At 56.1% G+C, this 19,513-nt stretch carries 22 protein-coding genes and 1 tRNA gene; 11 read left to right on the plus strand and 12 right to left on the minus strand.

Annotated elements, in window-relative coordinates; genetic code table 11:
• The first annotated feature begins 113 nt into the window (after positions 1-113).
• The 3 genes from BJP05_RS05525 to BJP05_RS05530 all read left to right on the plus strand — a co-directional run bounded on the left by BJP05_RS05525 (position 114) and on the right by BJP05_RS05530 (position 1,771).
• A complete protein-coding gene (locus BJP05_RS05525) occupies positions 114-863 on the plus strand; it encodes a sulfite exporter TauE/SafE family protein (RefSeq protein ID WP_071573922.1) in 750 nt (249 codons plus the stop codon).
• Between the two features lie 156 nt (positions 864-1,019).
• The gene (locus BJP05_RS10975; protein WP_240492715.1) at positions 1,020-1,418 is read left to right on the plus strand and encodes a TetR/AcrR family transcriptional regulator; all 399 of its coding nucleotides are present in this window, start codon (positions 1,020-1,022) and stop codon (positions 1,416-1,418) included.
• The gene (locus BJP05_RS05530; RefSeq protein ID WP_070362537.1) at positions 1,415-1,771 is read left to right on the plus strand and encodes a hypothetical protein; all 357 of its coding nucleotides are present in this window, start codon (positions 1,415-1,417) and stop codon (positions 1,769-1,771) included. Before BJP05_RS10975 ends, BJP05_RS05530 begins: the two co-directional genes overlap by 4 nt.
• A 57-nt stretch (positions 1,772-1,828) precedes the next feature.
• Here BJP05_RS05530 and BJP05_RS05535 read toward each other — a convergent pair.
• The 3 genes from BJP05_RS05535 to BJP05_RS05545 form a co-directional block, all read right to left on the minus strand.
• Positions 1,829-1,902: transfer RNA gene (locus tag BJP05_RS05535), tRNA-Leu, on the minus strand.
• Between the two features lie 57 nt (positions 1,903-1,959).
• Positions 1,960-2,217, minus strand: a complete 258-nt coding sequence (locus BJP05_RS05540; protein ID WP_070362538.1) for a HypC/HybG/HupF family hydrogenase formation chaperone — start codon at positions 2,215-2,217, stop codon at positions 1,960-1,962.
• Positions 2,218-2,224: 7 nt separating this feature from the next.
• Positions 2,225-3,349: a hypothetical protein gene (locus BJP05_RS05545; RefSeq protein ID WP_070362539.1), complete on the minus strand. Its 1,125-nt coding sequence runs from the start codon at positions 3,347-3,349 to the stop codon at positions 2,225-2,227.
• 51 nt (positions 3,350-3,400) lie between these two features.
• On the opposite strand from BJP05_RS05545, the gene BJP05_RS10980 reads away from it, so the two are divergent.
• Positions 3,401-3,736 carry a hydrogenase maturation nickel metallochaperone HypA gene (locus BJP05_RS10980; protein WP_071573925.1) on the plus strand — a complete coding sequence of 112 codons (336 nt, stop codon included), beginning with the start codon at positions 3,401-3,403 and terminating at the stop codon, positions 3,734-3,736.
• Here the strand turns inward: BJP05_RS10980 and BJP05_RS05555 are convergent.
• From BJP05_RS05555 to BJP05_RS05580, 6 genes are all read right to left on the minus strand, one after another.
• On the minus strand, positions 3,714-4,265 hold the full coding sequence (locus tag BJP05_RS05555) for a hydrogenase maturation protease (protein WP_083329511.1): 552 nt from the start codon (positions 4,263-4,265) through the stop codon (positions 3,714-3,716). The two genes, BJP05_RS10980 and BJP05_RS05555, sit on opposite strands and share 23 nt — an antisense overlap.
• A gap of 3 nt (positions 4,266-4,268) precedes the next feature.
• The gene (gene cybH / locus BJP05_RS05560) at positions 4,269-5,501 is read right to left on the minus strand and encodes a Ni/Fe-hydrogenase, b-type cytochrome subunit (protein WP_084028583.1); all 1,233 of its coding nucleotides are present in this window, start codon (positions 5,499-5,501) and stop codon (positions 4,269-4,271) included.
• Positions 5,498-7,237, minus strand: a complete 1,740-nt coding sequence (locus BJP05_RS05565; RefSeq protein WP_070362541.1) for a nickel-dependent hydrogenase large subunit — start codon at positions 7,235-7,237, stop codon at positions 5,498-5,500. Before BJP05_RS05565 ends, cybH begins: the two co-directional genes overlap by 4 nt.
• Positions 7,238-7,275: 38 nt before the next feature.
• Entirely contained in the window at positions 7,276-8,517 is a 1,242-nt protein-coding gene (locus BJP05_RS05570; RefSeq protein WP_084028584.1) for a hydrogenase small subunit, read from the minus strand.
• 167 nt (positions 8,518-8,684) lie between these two features.
• On the minus strand, positions 8,685-9,503 hold the full coding sequence (hypB, locus tag BJP05_RS05575; RefSeq protein WP_070362542.1) for a hydrogenase nickel incorporation protein HypB: 819 nt from the start codon (positions 9,501-9,503) through the stop codon (positions 8,685-8,687).
• Positions 9,504-9,519: 16 nt separating this feature from the next.
• Positions 9,520-9,864, minus strand: coding sequence for a hydrogenase maturation nickel metallochaperone HypA (locus BJP05_RS05580; RefSeq protein WP_070362543.1), 345 nt, complete (start codon positions 9,862-9,864; stop codon positions 9,520-9,522).
• A gap of 47 nt (positions 9,865-9,911) precedes the next feature.
• On the opposite strand from BJP05_RS05580, the gene hypF reads away from it, so the two are divergent.
• Positions 9,912-12,209 (plus strand): carbamoyltransferase HypF, encoded by a 2,298-nt coding sequence (hypF, locus tag BJP05_RS05585; protein WP_070362544.1) that lies wholly within the window; start codon positions 9,912-9,914, stop codon positions 12,207-12,209.
• Positions 12,210-12,232: 23 nt separating this feature from the next.
• Here hypF and hypE read toward each other — a convergent pair whose 3' ends face one another.
• Positions 12,233-13,327 carry a hydrogenase expression/formation protein HypE gene (gene hypE, locus BJP05_RS05590; protein WP_070362545.1) on the minus strand — a complete coding sequence of 365 codons (1,095 nt, stop codon included), beginning with the start codon at positions 13,325-13,327 and terminating at the stop codon, positions 12,233-12,235.
• Between the two features lie 240 nt (positions 13,328-13,567).
• Between hypE and BJP05_RS05595 the strand changes: the two genes are divergently transcribed.
• From BJP05_RS05595 to BJP05_RS05620, 6 genes are all read left to right on the plus strand, one after another.
• Entirely contained in the window at positions 13,568-13,837 is a 270-nt protein-coding gene (locus tag BJP05_RS05595; protein ID WP_070362546.1) for a HypC/HybG/HupF family hydrogenase formation chaperone, read from the plus strand.
• 36 nt (positions 13,838-13,873) lie between these two features.
• Positions 13,874-15,013 carry a hydrogenase formation protein HypD gene (gene hypD, locus BJP05_RS05600; RefSeq protein WP_070362547.1) on the plus strand — a complete coding sequence of 380 codons (1,140 nt, stop codon included), beginning with the start codon at positions 13,874-13,876 and terminating at the stop codon, positions 15,011-15,013.
• 87 nt (positions 15,014-15,100) lie between these two features.
• Entirely contained in the window at positions 15,101-15,655 is a 555-nt protein-coding gene (locus tag BJP05_RS05605) for a hypothetical protein (RefSeq protein ID WP_070362548.1), read from the plus strand.
• 84 nt (positions 15,656-15,739) lie between these two features.
• Positions 15,740-16,606, plus strand: a complete 867-nt coding sequence (locus BJP05_RS05610; RefSeq protein ID WP_070363531.1) for an ABC transporter substrate-binding protein — start codon at positions 15,740-15,742, stop codon at positions 16,604-16,606.
• Between the two features lie 6 nt (positions 16,607-16,612).
• Positions 16,613-17,554, plus strand: coding sequence for an amino acid ABC transporter permease (locus BJP05_RS05615; RefSeq protein WP_070362549.1), 942 nt, complete (start codon positions 16,613-16,615; stop codon positions 17,552-17,554).
• A gap of 2 nt (positions 17,555-17,556) precedes the next feature.
• Positions 17,557-18,348 carry an amino acid ABC transporter ATP-binding protein gene (locus BJP05_RS05620; protein WP_070362550.1) on the plus strand — a complete coding sequence of 264 codons (792 nt, stop codon included), beginning with the start codon at positions 17,557-17,559 and terminating at the stop codon, positions 18,346-18,348.
• 53 nt (positions 18,349-18,401) lie between these two features.
• On the opposite strand, the gene coaD is transcribed toward BJP05_RS05620, so the two are convergent.
• Together coaD and BJP05_RS05630 are read right to left on the minus strand one after the other, a co-directional pair.
• Positions 18,402-18,911 (minus strand): pantetheine-phosphate adenylyltransferase, encoded by a 510-nt coding sequence (gene coaD, locus BJP05_RS05625; protein ID WP_070362551.1) that lies wholly within the window; start codon positions 18,909-18,911, stop codon positions 18,402-18,404.
• Positions 18,912-18,914: 3 nt separating this feature from the next.
• Positions 18,915-19,499, minus strand: a complete 585-nt coding sequence (locus BJP05_RS05630; RefSeq protein WP_070362552.1) for an RsmD family RNA methyltransferase — start codon at positions 19,497-19,499, stop codon at positions 18,915-18,917.
• Positions 19,500-19,513: the final 14 nt, after the last annotated feature.

A 19,513-nucleotide genomic window follows, 5' to 3' on the forward strand; every position in this document is an offset into this window, starting at 1 on the left:
CAGGCGTGAATCGCACCACGCGATCATCTAAAACGCCAGTTCACTCCAGGTATCTAAAATTCGTCAGGTAGGGTGATGAGCGCTGTATATGAAGCAGAGCACAGGAGGGTGCAGTGACAACAGTTCTGATCGGGATCTTCCTGGCTGTGTTCGCTGGAGCTGCCTTGCAGCGAATTTCAGGAATGGGCCTTGGGCTTATCGCGGCCCCCGCACTATCTGTCCTCCTCGGTCCAGTCTCTGGGGTGTTGATGGTCAACGTGCTAGCCACAGTCAACGCGATAGCCAACACCTATTCAATGCGCGAGCGCGTTGATTGGAAACGCTTTGCCCCAATTGCCGGAGCCCTTGTTTTGGGTGCGGTACCCGGCGCATTCCTCATACGGGCAGTTTCAACTAGTTTGCTTCTAATCATCGTTGGCGTTCTATTGTTGATCGCGCTCGGCACAGTGACGTTGGGAAAACGCTACATACCGAATATTGAAGGCACCGTACCTTCTGTTATCGCAGGTTCACTTGGTGGTTTCATGAACACGTTGGCAGGCGTAGCTGGCCCATCAATCACCGTGTACGCCCACGCGGCACGCTGGCCTAAGGAGATCTACGCAGCTACGCTCCAGCCAATCTTCCTGGTCAGCGGCGCACTCTCATTCGCCATTAAGGAAATCACTGGTGCAGCAAACCTCTCCGCGGTGACTCCTGAAACGTGGGTGGTTGGCATTGTTGCGATGGTGTTGGGCATCGTTGTTGGCACCCGTATGGCACCACGGGTACCAGTACAACTGGGGTACCGAATAGCACTCGCCCTGGCGATCTTCGGCGGGTTCACCGCACTTGTGCGCGGTCTACTCGGTACCGGAGCATAATCCACTAACCAACGCTACTTTTAAACTGAGCCCCAAACCACAACAGCACCGGTTCCTTTCCAGTATCCGGGCGTAGAGCCATAAACACGCACTTGGCGCGCGACACGGTATCTAATCCGCCTCAGATAATGGACAATGCATTCCAGAACGAATAGTATGAAAGTCATGGGTAGACCACGAGAGTTCGATGAAGACGAAGTCATCCGCAGGGCTATAAAGCTTTTCGGTGAACGCGGGTATACAGCACAGTCCGTTGACGCAACTCTTACCTACCTTGAGATAAATCGTTCGAGCTTCTATAAAATCTTCGGTTCCAAACATGGCCTGCTGAGAACGGCGCTGGAAGCAGTATGCCGAAACGCTAAGACAGGTGAAGTGACACTAGAAGCCAAGAGTCTTGTTGCAGTCACTCTCGTGGAAGTCGCGCCCGTAAGCCAAGAGCTACGCCCCTTGATTCTCGAAGCAAATTCCCTTTGCTTTGCTGGAGGCCCAGCAGCACTAGGCAAGCACTTACTCGACCGCGCAAGCGGCACTTCCAAAGGAGAAGCACAATGAGCAACAACAATCTCAAATTCACCGACGCTACTCTGGTTGTTGAGCCACTCGGCTTAGATAAGATTTGGTCGTTCAAAGGATCCATCGAGGTTCCCTGGGAACATGTACGCGGAGCTACACATGACCCGGGTATGAAGAACGAGCCGAAGGGTTTTCGCTGCCCAGGACTAAGGATGGGTGAAAAGCTTGCGGGAACGTTCCACTCAGATGGTGAAAAGCTGTTTTGGAACGTCAGCGGATTCGAGAATACGGTCGTAATCGAGTTAGCTGATGAGAACTCCGCCCGCCTCGTCCTCACAGTTGATGACCCAGTCACAACTGTTGAACGCATCAACGAGTTGGCATCAGCCTGATAGCTAAGTTTCGTACAAAAGGAGCCTGGTCGAGGGAATCCTCGACCAGGCTCCTTGTGCCCCAGGTGAGACTCGAACTCACACTGGACGGGTTTTGAATCCGTTGCCTCTGCCAATTGGGCTACTGGGGCGTGCCTGCTCAATATAGCGCACGGCGCGAGCAGAACAACAATCGGACGCCGTTAAGGTCAGCGCACAGTAGAGCCGGGTTGGTTTGGTAGCAGATCAAACTCATCGATCGCCTCGAACGAGGCCTGCGCGTCATCTTCCGAAATGACGTCCATTGCGAATCCATTCTGGATGAGCACCCACTGCCCCACCTCAACTTCTGGAAGATATGCGAAGCAGCATGGCCGCTCCTCACCCTTCATATCGATGGCCCCCATCGGCATGGGGCTGGACAGGTCGCCAGTGCTGAGCACTTTCGCTGGAACTCCAAGACACATCGCTACATCATTTCCTTTCAATGTTGATGTTCATGGCGCCTTCCGGTGCCGAGGTGCACGGCAGGCAAGGATCCGCGCTACGGATCGCATACTCCATCTCTGCAGGAGTCGATGCCTCTGTGAGCATCCGAGCAAGCCATCCCTCATTTTGCGCGGTAGGGCTCAAAATCTGGCAATCGATCAGATTGCCGTCTTCCACAGTGTAGCGGTGCACCAACAAGCCTCGAGGACCGTCAACGATTCCCGTTGCGGTGCCATCGCGCAGTGAATTATCGACGACGACCGGCTCAGCCAACAGCTCAGGAACCTGCAAAAGCTTTTCGATATCGTCGAGTACCGAGCGCACAAGCGCAAACTGGGCGTCGCGCGCACTCAGATGGGGGAATCGCGCAACTGGGCCTACCCGGTAGTCGCGCCAGTGGCCGTCGATAAGTACCTGGGGCCGCGGGGTGATAGCACCGGGGTGCTGCTCTCGAACGTGCTCATAGAAATCATGCGCTGGGAACACATGCAGCTCACCCTCGAAACGCGCGGCAATGCACTCTCCTAGTGGATCTGCTGCGCCGTCGGCATCACACGCGAAAAGGTCGGCAAGCTTTGGAGGATGCTGTTCCACAGGCTCAACCGGTTGGGAAGGCAAGAGACTACGGATCGTCGAGACGCCTTCAGCTGCGCGCTTGACCTCATCGGCATCGGCGTGTGCGTGCACTCCCCCAGGAATCGCAACATCGGGAAAGTGACCCGGACAACCGGCGGCACGCAGCACCAGCTTCGCAAACTTGCGGATCTCTAATCCGTGGTCAGGCAGCAGGCGCGGTGCGAGCGTGTCAAGGACCGAACCCGCATGAAGAAGGCGCCGGAGCTGCACGGCCTGCTCGCTCATCGAATCGCTCGACCCAACAAGTTGGTCAAGTGCTCGCATCCCCGCCAAGTGGTGCGTTACCGGGCACAGCCCACAGAGTCGCGTCACGATAGTCGGAACTTCGCTCGCGCGCTTGCCCACTAACAGCTTGTCTACGCGCGGCACGCCGGCGATGTCGAAGCGTGCCGTGCGTTCACTTCCCTCGCCTTCGACAATAACTGTCGCTGCAAGCGGATCGATGACGGCGTCAAGAAACAACTTCTCTGACAAATTCCATGCTCCTTACTCGCGTTGCCTACCCCAATTGAACATAATGGGGGTATGCATGAATTGAGTCTACTTCGCGGGGTAATCGATGCAGTGAACGAGTCGGTGCCCGGCCGAAACGTCCTGGCGGTCGGTATGAAAGTAGGCACGCGCTCCGGGGTTGATGTGTATGCGCTTCGCCAAGCATGGGATCTTGCACGCGTCGATACAACGTGTGCTCAAGCCCGGCTCGACTTGGACATTATCCCCGCGGCAGTCTGGTGCCCTCAATGTGAAGATACCGTCGAGATTGACGAATACTTCGCGCTGCGATGCCCTAAATGTGACACCCCCACTGCAGATCTGCGTGGGGGTGACGAGTTCCAAGTTACTTGGGTTGATGTTGAGTAGCTTCTGCTGTCCACTCCTTTAGCAGCTGCCGGGCCCGCTGCACTGCTTCTGGAATTGCAGCACTGGTCTCCTCACTCAGCGATGTACGGAATTCGACGTCGCGCGCCGTGATACCCACAACCGCCACGTTGTCGGGTTCTTGACCTGTGAGGCGCGCGGCGCTCAACAGGTCCAGCAGTCCCACCTGGTGAGGCGATAGCTGCTGTTGCAATAGGCGCGGAATTTGATCACCGACGAGCACAGCCACATCACCTGGCTGGCCCTGTTTGAGCCCATCGAGCACCAGCAGGTAGTCGGCGTCCTGCACCATGGGTAGGATCTCCATGCCAGACGTTCCTCCATAGATGAAGTTCACACCCTGGATCGGGTCCGCCTCAAGCTCGCGGAGGATGGCCAGCCCAACTGCGTCATCCGCCATGATCTCGTTTCCAATGCCAATGACGTTGATAGTGACGCCATCAAGCGTCACCAGCTCAGGCGATGGCACCGGGACATCTGGCGCAGGACGAAGCTTCCTCGTGACCGTCATACTCTACTCAACCTCAGGACCGTCAACCGGCTTCGTGCCCTTCGGCAACCAAACACCGCCGTTGATCATTGCAGACAGCCCACCGTGGCGCTCCGTCGCATCGGCACGGAACACAAGGTAGACGTGCAGAATGACGAAAGCCCAAATAATGAACATGATCAATGCATGCACCAAACGGAAGTATGGGATGCCGATCCATTCCACGGGTGCAGCCATGAGCCGCCAGAACCAGCTATCCTGCTTGGGCAAACCGAAAAGCGCAAGACCAGAGTAAATCTGCACCATACACATAGCGTAAATGCCCGTGTACGCCGTCTGCTGGAGACCATTGTGGCCAACACGTGGTGGCGGTTCGTTCGTAAGGAGCAAGTAGTACTTCGTCTGCTCCCACATCAACTTCAGATCATCTTGGCTTCGCACTGGCCACAGTGCCCGCCACTTCATCTGTCGTGTTTGAGCGAACACCATAATGGCAAGGCGCCAGATAGACAGTGCGATCCACGCGAAGGCCGCAATGAAGTGAATGAGACGGTTCCAGCCCATGAGCATTCCGGCATCGTGAGCATTCGAAGGACCGAAGAATGGATCCATGATGTAGTAACCAGTGATCGTCATCATGATGATCAAAATCATGTTGATCCAGTGCTGCCAACGCAGTGCAACCGGCCACATCTCGATGCGGGTGTAGCCGCCCTTGGATACAGGACGCGGACGGACATGGTCGCCGATGCCGAATGCAATATAGCCTTTGAGTACAAATTCACCGGTCTTGTCGCCATCTACAGGTGCAACGGCGACACCCATGCATCGATTGCCGAACTTCGAAACAGTGTCGACGTTCTGCATCATCGTCTTCATCTCATGCTTATCCCATGCAGATGCTTGAACTACCGATGCAAGGTCTCCACGCATGACCGCTACGTCCTGGCGCTCGCCGAGCAACTTTGCGTTACGCACGACCGAAAGCGAGTACTTTCGGCTTGGCGTCGCGGGGCTGAAGCTCTCCACGGTGCCGTAGACGTAGTCGGGGTCAACAGCACGCAGCAGCGCCTGATCAACAGGATCTGGCGAGTTTGCCGGCTGCGACGATGCCAGGCGCAACAGTGTTTCCGCACCGATATCGTCTATCGGCCGTGATTCTGTGACGCTCAACACCAGATTTTTATCTGGAGCGATCTTGCGAGTCTCAGGCACGCCACCCGAGCTCGAAGAAGCACGGTTTAGCTGGGTGCTCATTGCATGATCACCTTCACAAGTTCATTGCCTTCCGTGTCCAGCAGGTGCACAGCACAGGACATGCATGGATCAAACGAGTGGATGGTGCGAAGTACCTCTAGCGGTTCCTCTGGGTTGGCCAGCGGGTGCTTGCCATTCGCCAGAGATTCCTCGTATGGGCCCATCTTGCCCTCAGGATCACGACCACCGGCCAGCCAGGTGGTCGGCACGACGGCCTGGTAGCGCTCCGTCTTACCATCCTTGATCTTGGTCCAGTGGCTGAGAGAGCCACGGGCGACTTCCATCATGCAGAAGCCTTCTGATTCCTTCGGCCAGGAAGAAGGTTCCCACTTGCTGGAGTCGAAGACGTCGTAGTCACGCTTGCGCAATCCTTCGATGAACTCGGGCAGCAACACATTGGTCATGGCCTCAGAAGTCGTTACAGCTTCCAGAGCACGAGCCAGCGTACGGCCACCGGTCGAATTCAGCTGTTCGAGCTTAATGCCGAGCTTCTTCAGCGCATCATCAACGAGGCGCTTCGTGCTTGGCTCGTTCTGAGCATACGCGAGCAGGATACGGGCAACTGGGCCAACCTGAACGACGTGGCCGTCGTAACGCGGCGCCTTAGACCAGGTGTACTCCTCGTTATCGCCGAGCCATTTATACGGCAATTTAGGACCGGTGTAATCGGCGATAGTGTCGCCCTCAAATGGGTGTTTGCCTTCGTTCTTGTCATCCTGTGCGAACCATGCCGAGGAAACGTATTCCTTGAACAGGTCCGGATTGAGCTCATGGACCTTGGAGTAGTCACCGTTGAGCAGTACACCCGGAGTGATGTCCGTATGCGTGTACCCCATGGTTCGCTCCATGTGATCACCACGAACTGTTGCGCCAGCCATACCAACCGCGAGGAAGTTCGGGGCAGCCGCACCAATATCAAAGTAATCCTTGTACACGCCCATAATCGCCATTGCGTCAGGCAGGTACACACCGTTGATGAACTCATGGATCTCTGCGACCCAGTTCTTGATTTGGTCAATCGAAACCTGGTTGACCGTCTCTGACTTATCCTGGTCGATCGTGCAGGCCATACCCCCGACGAGGAAGTTCGGGTGCGGATTCTTACCGCCAAACACCGTATTGATGCGGATAATCGAGCGCTGGAACTGCAACGCATCGAGGTAGTGCGAAACCGCCATCAAGTTTGCTTCTGGTGGCAGACGGTAGTCCTCGTGGTCCCAGTAACCACCGGTGAAGATAGAAAGCTGACCGGAATCAAGAACCGAGTTCAAGGTGTCTTTCACCTGCTGGAACTTGTCGACGGAGTTGAGCTTCCAGTTCGAACCTATCGATTTCGCAAACTCGACTGCCTTCTCTGGGTCAGCCTTTGCTGCGGAGACAACGTTCACCCAGTCAAGGGCGTGCAGGTGGTAGAAGTGCACAACATGGTCGTGGATTTCCTGGCTTGTCAGGACGAGGTCACGTATAAGCTGCGCTTGCTTTGGGATGTGGCTTCCAATTGCGTCTTCGACGGCAACAACACTTGCGAGGGAGTGAACACCAGTGCAAACGCCACAGATACGGCCAACAAACGCCCAGACGTCGCGAGGATCTCGACCTTCTACAATCTTCTCAATGCCGCGGAACATCGTGGTCTCGCTCCAAGCGTTGGTGATGGTGCCGTCTTCGACTTCCATCTCCATGCGGAGGTGACCCTCGATACGCGTCAACGGGTCTACAACAACTCTTTCAGCCATTTTTAGTTGCTTTTCCTTTCAATCGTCGTGAACGCCGCTTACGCGGATGGGTTGGGTCGGTGGTGTCCATCAGTATCGGTGGTGGTCGCGAACGCCTGATCACCCTCTGCCATAAGTGCCGAGGTATCCTCGGGACCGTCTTCTTCGCCAAAGGCCGCAAGAGGCTGAACTTCGCCACTCTTGCGACGGATGCCAACCTCCTTGACTACGCTGAGTGCGCCATGGACTGCGGTACCAGCGGCGGCGACACCAATGAGGCCGAGGCCAATCTTGCCAGCGGAAGCTTCTTGACCGAATGCACGAACATTCGGCAGTTCCTCGTAGAACGGAGTAAACCGGTCAAAGAAGTCCTTTTCCGTACAACCGATGCACGGGTGACCAGCGCCGATCGGCCAGCCGGACTTGAGGTTCCATTGGATGATCGGGCATGGCGAGAAGGTCGATGGGCCCTTGCAACCAACTTCATAGAGGCACCAGCCATTACGAGCGCCTTCGTCATCAAACGTGCGCACGAACTGGCCCGCATCGAAGTGTGGACGCTTCGGACAGGAATCGTGAATGCGCTGATCGTACGCAAAGAGTGGACGACCCTCTGCATCCACCTTTGGTGGCTCACCGTGGGTCAGCAGGTAGGTGATTGTTGCGGTGATAACTTCACCGATAGGCGGGCAACCAGCCACGTTGATGACTGGCTTATCCTTGATAATTTCGTCAACACCCACTGCCCCGGTCGGGTTTGGACGAGCAGCCTGTACTGAGCCATACACTGCACATGCACCTACGGAAAGGATTACGGTTGCGTTCTCTGCGGCTTCGCGGAGAACTTGCTCGGCGCTCTTGCCGCCGATCTGGCAGTATGCGCCACCTGCACCAGTTGGAACAGAGCCGTTGACCACCAGAATGTGCGGTTCCTTGTTCATCTCTTCCAGTGCCTGCTCGGCTGCGTGCCCTGATGCAGCCATCACGAGCTCGTTGTAGTTCATCGACAGCTGGTTCAAGACGAGGTCCTCAACTGTGGAGGAACCGGAACGAAGCACCGACTCCATACAGCCGGTGCACTCCTGTAGCTGAAGCCAAGCAACCATTGGCTTCTTTACATCACCGAGCGCCTCGGCAATTACCTCAGTCTCTTCAGCGTTGGCGCGTGAGGCAAGCGGCGCACCCACTGCAAACACTGCAGCCATAGAGCTGCACATTTTAAGGAAGTCTCGACGCTTCACCCCCTTCTTCGACAGGTTTTCCCAAAGCGTTCCACTCTGCCAAGTGTCTTGTAGAAGCATCGATTTTCCCTCTCATGCGAGAGCCATGTGCCGGCACATACTCCGGCCCATACCCCTCAAATGAACGTGTACAGATTCCATCAGCGGTCAAGCTGCATGCTTAACGCATCTATAGGGCCAGGGTATCAAGACATGAAAGTAATTCCGGTGTCGTGAAGTCGGCAGGGCTAGAAATCTACCCCCGATTGGGACATAAGCCACTCATTCCACTCGTCTAATCCTTCCCCCGTTGTAGCTGAGGTAAGGATTACCTTCACTCCAGGATTCACCTTCTCAAGATTTTCCTTGAACAGATCGAGATCGAAATTCAGGTAAGGCAGCAGGTCAACCTTGTTTACGACGACCACTTCGACACTCCGGAACATGACCGGGTACTTCAGCGGCTTATCCTCCCCCTCGGTAACTGAGGCAACCATTACCTTATGATGCTCTCCAACTTCAAATTCAGCCGGACACACTAGGTTGCCAACATTTTCAATCAGCACCATATCGACATCATCGAGGTTGAGCCCCTTTAAAGCATGCGCAACCATCGGAGCATCGAGGTGGCACTCGCCCCCAAACCCGTTCCCGGTATTGAGCAGACTTACCTGTGCACCGAGGTTTTCCAAGCGCTCTGCGTCTAACGCAGTTTCGATGTCACCTTCTACAATCCCGAAACGGATTTTGTCCGCGAGCGCTTCCAAGGTTTTACGCAGCAGCGTCGTCTTTCCTGCTCCCGGGGAGCTCATCACGTTGATGCAAACCACGCCGTGCTCTTCAAACGCGGAACGGTTTGCGGCCGCTTTTACATCGTTTTCCGTGAAAATATCCTCAAGCACCGCGATGCGTTCACGTCCAGTGTCATACCCAGTGTGGTCTCCGTGCTCAGAGTGCTCCGCATCTACTCCCACGTGGAGGTGATCGTGTTCGTGGTGGTGCGTGTGATCATGCGAATGATCGTGGCTGTGTACAGTCCCGTCGTCGTGGCGGTGGAAACGTCCCATGCTTCTTTTCTCCTTCTTAACGGTCAGATGTCACATCAATGTCTACGACAGCGAATTCCTCGCCCGTAATCACACTCGTGGGAGCGTTGCATTCCTGGCATCGGACGTCGAGATACTCATTGGGGTCGAGTATTCTTCGATGCCCGTTGCTGCACTCGATCTCGGCTGGAACCCAGTCGATCCGCAGCTCCGACTTTTCCATGGGGCTCCCCTTTGTGACGAACCCCCAGGCATACTCGAGTGATTCCGGCACGACTTGTCGCAGCGCACCGATTCGGAGGTGCACCGACAGCACCGTTCGTCCGCGCGCTGCGCGCTGAACTGCTGACGCTAACTGATGACTTAATGCAACTTCATGCACAGCACCTAGCCTAGGCGATTATTCAAGAAGTTTGTAGAGTATGCAGCATGGGAGCACAGAGCAGAGTCCGCGTCTTTCTCGAAGGCATTGTCCAGGGGGTGGGAATGCGTCCGCACGTCGCGCGAATCGCACAACGCTTCGGCCTTACTGGACTTGTCGGCAACAACGAGCGCGGAGTCTTTATCGAGTTTCAGGGCGAAGCATCAGCACTCCACAATGCGCAGAGGACGCTTATCGACGAGCTCCCGCCTCTCGCCCACATTTTGGATAGCCAAACGTCTCCGCTCCCACTCGTATACGGCGAAACGGGGTTTCGGATTGTCGAGTCAGAACATGTCGAGGGAGAAAAGACACTCATCTCCCCTGACATGACAACGTGTGAAGCCTGCCTAGCCGATATTGATGACCAAGACAACCGGCGCTACCACTACCCATTCACCACTTGCACACACTGCGGGCCACGTCTCTCCATCATTACTTCGCTCCCCTACGACCGCGCGACTACCACCATGCGTGAATTCCCTATGTGCACACAATGCGAGGAAGAATACACGAACCCAGACGACCGGCGGTTTCACGCGCAACCAATAAGCTGCCCACATTGCGGCCCTACTTTGTGGTGTACGGATGCCAACGGTGCCGTCCTCGCCGAAACGCGAACGGATGCGCTTGCATTGGACCCCGGCAAATTCGACGAGCTCGTGCTCAAGGTTCAAAACGCCTGGGAATCTGGTGCGGTCGTCGCGGTCAAAGGGATTGGTGGCTTTCACCTGATGTGCGCGGCGGAAAACGAAGAGGCCGTCGAAAAGCTGAGGGAGCGCAAGCGCCGACCCGACAAGCCTCTCGCGGTGATGGTGCCAAATCTCGACGCCGCCAAATCCATTGCAACACTCAGTAAAGAAGCGGAGGATCTTTTGGCATCGCCGTCGCATCCGATCGTGTCCGTACCGCTTCACAAAGGAGCACTCTGCGAAGGTATTGCGCCTGGTTTGAGGGAAGTAGGCCTCATGCTTCCGTATTCACCACTGCACCATCTGTTGGTTGACCGACCTGTGGTGGCTACCTCGGGCAATCTCAGTGGCGAGCCTCTATGCGTCACTAATGAAGAGGCACTTCGGAAACTTACGCACCTCGCGGACATGTTTGTGCTCCACGATCGTGAGATTTATGTGCCCGTAGAAGACTCGGTCTACGTCGATACGACGCTTGTTCGGAGGTCTCGCGGACTGGCGCCGATTCCAATGCTGCTCGACACTGAGCGAAAGCCCACTGTCCTAGCGGTAGGGGGCGAACTCAAGAACACGGCGACTCTAGCCGTTGGGCGGTACGCACACGTCTCCTCGCATGTAGGCGATATGGGGTCATGGGATGCTCAGCGGCACTTCGAAAAAATGGTAAAACAGCTCTGCTCAATACAAGGCGCACAACCCGACGTTGTTGTGTGCGACATGCACCCTGGTTACCAAACTTCGATGTGGGCGCAGCGTTACGCTGACCAGCGTGACGTCGAGCTCATTGAGGTCCAGCATCACCACGCACATGCACTGTCACTGTTGGCTGAGCATCAGCGACTATCGACGCCCGCCGTCGTCGCAGCTCTCGACGGCACCGGCTACGGAACGGACGGCACCATTTGGGGTGGCGAAATACTTCATGTAACCGACGATGGCAACGCCGAGCGGCTCTGGCACCTACCACCATTTTCCCTCGTCGGTGGCGACAAAGCGGTGCGAAATCCGTGGCGGATTGCGCGCGGTCTCGCGCATAGCTGGCAGCTCGAAGACCTCAGCGTGCCTCCTGAGGTCGATCTAGACGAGCTGCGATTAGTAGACTCTCAGCTCAGCAGCGGGTTCGGCACCACTGCAACAACTTCGATGGGACGGCTCTTCGACGCGTTCGCATCAATACTCCAGGTTCAGCAATCGGTGAGCTACGAAGCGCAAGCAGCGATGGAGCTTGAGGCCCTCGCAGGCAAGTCCCGCCTTTCACCGGCAGAAGCGCTTGACGCAACCGAAGACATTCAATCGTTCCCGCATCTTGCACAATGGGTGATCAGTGCAACCCTAGATGGGACACGCCTCTTCGAAGACATTGCCCGAATTGCACACGCAGGCATAGCGACACTCGTTGCTCGCTCGCTTATTGACGCCGCCCAAGAAGAAGCTACCGAGGTCATTGGCATCACGGGGGGCTGCGCCGTCAACCGCATTTTGATGACCGACATCTTGCAAGTATTCCGGCACCAACGCCCATCATTGACGGTGTTAACGCATAAAAAAGTGCCCGCCACTGATGGCGGGCTCAGCCTCGGCCAGGCGGCCGCAGGAAGGCTCTGGTCGCGGTAGCGAACCCATGCAGCCTCAGGAACTTAACAGATTCGTGGCAACGGATCGCCAACCAGTTTGTCGACCATACGGGTACCACCAAAGCCGGTGACCAACACCACCGCTGCAGCTGGTTCCTCGACGATCTTTCCAACCACCGCCGCCCCTTCAGCACCTGCAGCATGCAGCGCCGCGAGTGCTTGATCAGTCTGGTCTTCCGGCACCACCGCCGTAAACGTTCCTTCGTTCGCGACGTAGAGTGGATCAATGCCCAGCATGTCGCAAGCGGCGCGCGTCATCGGCTGCACAGGGATCTTCTCGTCGTGCAGTGCAACGCCGTAGCCAGTTGATTCTGCAAGTTCGTTCATGACTGTCGCTAGACCACCACGTGTGGCGTCACGCATCCAACGAGTCTCGGGGGCATCGGCGAGCATCGCCCGCACCAAACTTGCGACCTCGCGCGAGTCGGACTCGATCGGTGCTTCGATTGCGAGGTCTCCGCGGGCCATCATGACCGCCATACCGTGGTCTGCGATCGGGCCAGAAACGATAATCCGGTCACCAGGCTTGACCTTTGCAAAACCGAGTACCCGTCCAGCAGGTACTACGCCGATGCCTGCTGTATTGATATAAATCTTGTCCCCAGCACCCTTCGGAACTACTTTTGTGTCGCCAGTCGCAATCTGTACTCCGGCGCGTTCTGCTGCGGTGCGGAGATTCTGCGCGATCCGGCGAAGCGTCTCTACTTCAAGCCCTTCTTCCAGAATGAAACCCACCGAAATATACTTCGGCTCCGCACCACCCACGGCAAGATCGTTGACGGTACCGTTTACCGCGAGATCCGCGATGGATCCACCCGGGAACTCTATCGGGTTCACCACATAGCTGTCGGTTGTAAACGCCAGCGTCCCGCCGTTCAAATCGAGGTCCAACAGCGTCGAGTCTTCCCCCTGTGAGAGCAGATCGTTGCCGTACTCGTCGAAAAATACCTGCTCTAGCAGTGTCGCGCTCGCCTTTCCGCCCGCCCCGTGTGCGAGCGTGACATATTCATCCTTCAAGCGTCCACCACGACGACGCACTCGAGCAATGTTGTCATTGACCTTGGACTCATCTACATTGAGGCGGTTTTTAGGCTGCACAGCACTTTCCTTTTCTTATTTTCGCAACTAGCCACCGTGTGGAATTGCTACGAATAGTTCCGTGTGTGAATTCTACCGCCGGTACCGTGTTTTGGGTTTTCGGGGCTTGAAGGTTGTGGGTGACGCGCATAGTTAGCTTGCTGGGTACTTTTAGAAATGCACAAATCATGGGCAATAATGTAAAACGGAATAAGCACGAAAAAGTGTGAAAATAATGCAATCGATGGAAGGCTCTGCTTTATGTGTCTGGGAGTACCAGCGCAGGTTGTCGAAATTAAGGATCCCACCCGCGCAACAGTCAGCATCTCGGGAGTAACCCGTGCAATCTCCACTGATCTTCTTGTTGAAGAAGGACTCGAGGTCGGCGAATGGGTGCTGGTACACGTAGGATTTGCGCTGTCAAAAATTGACGAGGACGAAGCCGCGACAACCCTGCAACAGATTCAACAACTCGGCGCAAATACGTTTGAGGACGAGCTCGATTCGTTTACAACCTCAAGAATCGACTAAGCCACCGTCCCCTACGTTCCTAAGAAAGGACCCCACATGAAATTCGTCGATGAGTTTCGTGACCCAGCCGCAGCTCGCCAACTGATTGCAACCATTGAGGAACAGGCGAAGCAACTCGACCGCCCGATTAAGCTCATGGAAATCTGCGGTGGGCATACCCATACGATCTACCGCTACGGCCTGGAAAATCTTCTCCCCGACTCCATCGACCTCGTTCACGGACCTGGTTGCCCAGTCTGCGTCATTCCAATGGGCAGGGTCGATGACGCACTCTGGCTTGCAAACCAGCCTGACGTTATCTTGACCACGTTCGGCGACATGATGCGTGTTCCAGGCTCCGAGGAGTCACTGTTGCAGGCTCGTGCACGTGGTTGCGACGTTCGCTTTGTCTACTCTCCACTGGACTCTCTCAAGATCGCGGAGGAGAACCCGGATAAGCACGTTATCTTCTTCGCAATTGGCTTTGAGACGACGACGCCATCCACCGCTGTGACGCTAACCGCCGCCAAGCAACGCGATATCCCAAACTTCTCAGTCTTTTCTAACCATGTGACCATCGAGCCACCACTGCGTGCAATCGCCAACGGGGGTGTCACGGAGGTTGACGGCTTTATCGGGCCCGGCCACGTAGCAACTGTGGTCGGCACAAAGGCTTTCGATTTCCTGGCTGAAGAATTTAACCGGCCAGTCTCCGTTTGCGGCTTCGAACCTTTGGATATTCTTCAGGGCGTTGCCCAGTTGCTGGAGCAGTTTACGTCGGGCGACATTGCCGCGGGCAAGGCACGCGTCCAAAACCAGTACGCCCGCGTCGTGCGCCCAGAGGGCAACCCTTCAGCGCAAGCGCTCTTGGATAGGGTCTTCGATATACGGGACGAGTTCGAGTGGCGTGGCCTTGGAACCCTTCCCCATTCCGGAATGGCCATCTCTGAAGAGTTCGCCAAGTGGGATGCGGAGCGCATTTTCGATGTGCCCGGCAACCGAGTCGAAGACCCCGCGGCATGTGAGTGCGGGTCTGTCCTGACCGGCCACATCAAGCCGTGGCAGTGCAAGGTCTTCGGTACCGCCTGTACGCCGGACACCCCGATTGGTACCTGCATGGTTTCCCCAGAAGGAGCCTGTGCCGCATATTACAACTTCGGAAGAATAGATAAAATCACCACTTCTTCCCTCTCTTAGATTAGTAAACCCCCAGGTCAGAACTGCCTGGGGGTAAAATCTTTCGATTTGTTAGCGCAAAACTGTCCGAGTGGGTATTATTCACTCATGCGCAAACGTATCACGGCCGCGGTCACCGCGGCTTCTCTCATTGCAACGGCTTCGGTGGTCAGCCCTTCCGCACTTGCGGAAATCCCAGCCCCCGAAGCACCTGCTACAAGTTCGATAGACTCTGATAAAGACGCCGGTGAAGCTTCTAGCGCGTCCGAGGGCGAAAAGAAGAGCTCCCTGGATCAAGACCCAGAGAACGACCCTCTCTACATTCCGCCCGAAAAGAACCCAGTGCAGAAAATCTCCAGCTCTGAGCTATTCCTCAAGTGGACTGATGACATGCCAGAGGGCGACGGCAAGGACTTTGTTCAGGGATGGGCGAAGGGGTCGTCGATACCAAGCACCGCAAACCCGCTCGAATGGACTAAAGCTGAGGTACAGGGATCTTCGAATATGGTCCGTGGATTGTTCACTGGTAATTTTGCTCAAAGTTCTCAGGGCTCAAGCCAAGCGACAGCACCAGTGCTTCTCGCAATGTTGAGTGTGTTTCTGGTTGGACAAACGGTAGAGCTCATCATGCGTGGGCTGCGATCGCTTCCAACCCCACGCTAGAAACAATCCCAAACAAGGTCGAAAACAATGAACCAAAACAAACGCTTTGGCAAGGCGACGAGGGTCCTCAGCGCGTTCACGTTGATGATGGGCGTTGGTCTTCTCAGTGGCTGCGTTACCAACGTGGAAGGTGGCAACCCAGATGGCTGGGAGCCTATTGAGCCTGCTACCGTTCCTGAGATTGCGGCGATGGTGCCCGAGAATGTCTCGAGAGACGGCAAATTCTCAATTGGCGCCAACCCGCCATTCGCCCCTTTCGAGTTCAAAGACTCACAAGGTAATTTGATCGGGCTGGAGCTTGACCTCGGGCGCGCGCTTGCCTCAATCATGGGTCTCGAATTCGATCCACAGGAGATGGATTTTTCTATGATCCTACCTGCGGTTCAGGCAGGCAGCCTTGACGCTGGCATGTCTGGATTTACTGATAACGAAGAGCGCCGCAAAAGCTTTGAGTTCGTTAATTTCCTCTTCGCAGGAATCCAGTGGGCTCAACTCACCGGTACGCATGTGAACCCAGAGGATGCTTGTGGTCTCACAGTTGCGGTTCAGCGCACAACCGTTTCCGAGACCGATGACGTGCGTCCGAAGAATGATGCTTGTATTGAAGCAGGAAAACCACCCATCACCATCCTGTCGTTCGACACCTCTGACAACGCGGCGCTCGCGGCACTGGTTGGCCGTGCAGATGCCTTTAGTGCTGACTCCCCTGTCACGTCTTGGGCGGTCGAACGCTCCGACGGGAAGCTCGAGCTCGTGGGTGACATGTTCGACGCAGCACCATACGGAATCGCGGTGCCAAAAGACTCAGGTCTGAGCATTGCGCTTGCCCACGCAATGCAGCATCTCATCGACACTGGCGATTACGAGCGCATTTTGGCGCAGTGGAACGTACGAACTGGCCTGCTCGATACCGCGCTTATTAACGAACAGCCCCTTACAGAATGGAAGTAACAGACCATGACCACACCATCTACTAGCCAAAGTCGGCCTGCCAGAATTGAAGCGAAACCGTTACGGCACCCAGGACGGTGGGCGCTCGCGGTCCTGCTCGGCGTCCTCGTTGTCTGGTTTATTATTGGCGCAGCCAAGAATGAAGCGTATGGGTGGGACACATACGCGCAGTACCTCTTCGATACTCGAATCGCGGTAGCTGCTCTACACACCATTGCGATTACGGTCCTCGCGATGCTTATTGGCGTGGTCGGCGGTGTGCTCCTTGCCGTGATGCGTATGAGTCCCAACCCGGTGTTTCGCACCGTAAGCTGGGTTTTCCTCTGGATTTTCCGCGGTACCCCCGTGTACGTTCAGTTGATGTTCTGGGGCCTGATCGGAGCAATCTACGACTCCATCAATCTCGGGTTTACGCAAATCTCCCTCGATCCGTTCACCTCTTCCGCATTTGCTCTCGCCGTCGTTGGTCTGGGCCTCAATGAGGCCGCCTACATGGCGGAAATTGTCCGCTCGGGTGTCTCCGCTGTTCCAGAAGGACAGATTGAAGCGTCGAAGTCGCTGGGCATGAGCTGGTCCCAGACCATGACTAGGACAGTTCTTCCCCAAGCGATGCGCATTATCATTCCGCCGACAGGAAATGAATTTATCTCCTTGCTGAAGACGTCTTCGTTGGTTGTTGCGGTTCCTTACTCCCTGGAGCTGTACGGCCGCTCGATGGATATCGCTGCAGCGCTGTTCCAGCCGGTTCCGTTGCTGCTTGTGGCAGCAACGTGGTACTTGGTAATCACCTCCTTGCTGATGGTCGCGCAGCACTACCTGGAGCGCTACTTCGACCGGGGCGCAACCCGCCAGCTCACTGCCCGGCAGCTCGCTAGCTTGGCCGACGCCGAAGGCACAATTCCAAACAACGTCGAGATCATTGAAGCTCCAGAAAGGAACCAACGGTAACCATGGCTTCTCCTACATCTTCTTCCCCCGCCCAAACGCCAATGATCCAAGCGGTTGACGTATGGAAGTCCTTCGGCAGCTTGGAAGTACTCAAGGGCATCAACCTCGAAGTAGCTCCGGGTTCTGTTACCTGTTTGATCGGTCCTTCCGGCTCCGGCAAGTCCACATTCCTTCGCTGCGTTAACCATCTTGAGAAGGTCACTGCTGGTCGCCTGTACGTTGATGGTGATCTGATCGGGTACCGCGAAAAGAACGGCACGCTCTATGAGATGAGCGAGAAGGATGCCGCAGTCCAGCGCCGGGACATCGGGATGGTCTTTCAGAGCTTTAACTTGTTCGGGCACCGCACCGTGCTCGACAACATCATTGAAGCTCCGGTCCATGTCAAGGGCGAGTCGCCGGAGAAGGCAAAGGTCCGTGCGATGGAGCTTCTGCGCATGGTCGGTCTCGAATCGAAGGCGGACGCCTACCCGATCCAGCTTTCAGGTGGTCAGCAGCAGCGAGTCGCTATCGCTCGTTCGGTCGCGATGGATCCAAAGCTCATGCTTTTCGACGAGCCCACGTCCGCACTTGACCCGGAGCTTGTTGGTGAAGTGTTGCGGGTGATGAAGCAACTTGCGCAAGACGGTATGACGATGTTGGTGGTCACGCACGAGATGGCATTCGCGCGCGAGGTCGCAGATCACGTTGCATTCATGTCCGACGGTCAGATCGTCGAGTACGGCACCCCTGAACAGGTGCTCGACAACCCTCAAAAGGAACGCACGAAAGCCTTCCTTTCGACGATATTCTAGCTTGAGCGCCCAATCGGAGCCCGGTAGATCTTCTTGGCTGATCTTCCGGGCTTTTACTTTACTTCGCGCAGGCGTTCGTTCATCGCCTGCATAACCGCCGGAGGTACCAGTCCCCCGATATCGCCTCCGAAGCGGGCGACTTCCTTGCATAGCGAGGACGAAATGTAGCCGTACTTCTCGTCAGTGAGCAAGAAGAACGTCTCAACACCGGTGAGGCGGCGGTTCATCTGCGCCATTGGCAGCTCATACTCATAGTCAAGTGAAGATCGCAAGCCTTTCACCAGGGCAGTAATGCCGTGTGCGCTGGTGTAGTCGACCAACAACCCACCCCAGCTGTCTACTTTCACGTCCGGCATGTCGGCGACGGCGGACTGGATCAAGGCGACTCGTTCCGCCACTGTAAACATTCCAGTTTTCTTGGTTGGGTTCCCAGTTACCAGAACGACTACTTCGTCGAAGTGGCGTCGAGCACGGTCTACGATATCCAGGTGCCCGTTCGTGAAGGGGTCGAACGACCCGGGGCACACCGCAACGTTACGGGCCGAAGCTAACGATTGGGCCATAACTCACTCCTCCTGAGCGTCTGAGGGGGCTGTATACACTGCCATATCGAACCGTGCGATCCCGTACAAGCGCTTCTTGAGTTTCTGTCCCGTAGGGGTAAACGCGGGCGGCCATGCGGTCTCGGGGCTTTCGCGGTGACGTTCGATGACGACCACGGCGCCGTCGACGAGTAGCTCCTGCAACGCAGTGACCATTTCGGCCACGGCTTCATCGGCAAGGTCATAGGGTGGATCGGCGAGCACCATTGAAAAGTGCTGCTTGGGAGCACGCGCCACATACGTGGAGACTTTCACGGGCTCGACACAGGTGTTCGGGTGCCCGACAACGCCCGCATTGTGCTCAATCACCGCGACCGCTTTCGGGTCGTCTTCCACAAGCACCACTTCCTCAGCGCCACGCGAGGCTGCCTCCAGCCCTAGTGCGCCGGATCCCGCAAAGAGGTCAAGGACGTGCTGCCCAGGGAACCCAAAGCGGACCTGCAGAGAGGAAAAGAGGCCCTCTCGCGCGCGGTCCGACGTTGGCCGTGTCCCCTCCGGTGGAACTTTAATCTTACGCCCACGGGCTTCACCAGAAATGATGCGATTCATGGTACTCACTCTAG

This window comes from Corynebacterium sp. NML98-0116, from assembly GCF_001767255.1.
Taxonomy (GTDB): domain Bacteria; phylum Actinomycetota; class Actinomycetes; order Mycobacteriales; family Mycobacteriaceae; genus Corynebacterium; species Corynebacterium pseudogenitalium.